Origin of the sequence: Escherichia sp. AM3, assembly GCF_032029835.1 — a bacterium.
GTDB lineage: Bacteria > Pseudomonadota > Gammaproteobacteria > Enterobacterales > Enterobacteriaceae > Escherichia > Escherichia coli.
This window is the reverse complement of record NZ_JAVUPQ010001352.1, coordinates 1-231: the sequence shown is the minus strand read 5'-3', so window position 1 is coordinate 231 and position 231 is coordinate 1. Positions and strand designations below refer to the sequence as shown.

The following is a 231-nucleotide window of genomic DNA, read 5'->3' as shown; positions in this document are numbered from 1 at the left end:
TGTGGATCAAGTGCGACTGTGTTGACCCTGACCCTGAAGCTGAAGGCCCATTTAATTGTGAAGTGAACGCGGCCAAGTTACGTCATGTAAAGACAACAAGGCCGCATGACGAACGGTGTCCGCTGTTTCGTCTGAAAAAAGAGAAGGACACTGACAACACGGCTGTTGAGGGTAAAACAAGCCCACTCAATCCAGTTGGCGGCGATGACTGGCTCCCGGACAAGAAGAAGG

At 51.5% G+C, this 231-nt stretch carries 1 pseudogene; it reads left to right on the top strand.

Going from position 1 to position 231, the window contains the following annotated elements:
- Positions 1-231: pseudogene (locus tag RTW80_RS31020) on the top strand (hypothetical protein); the annotation flags it as partial.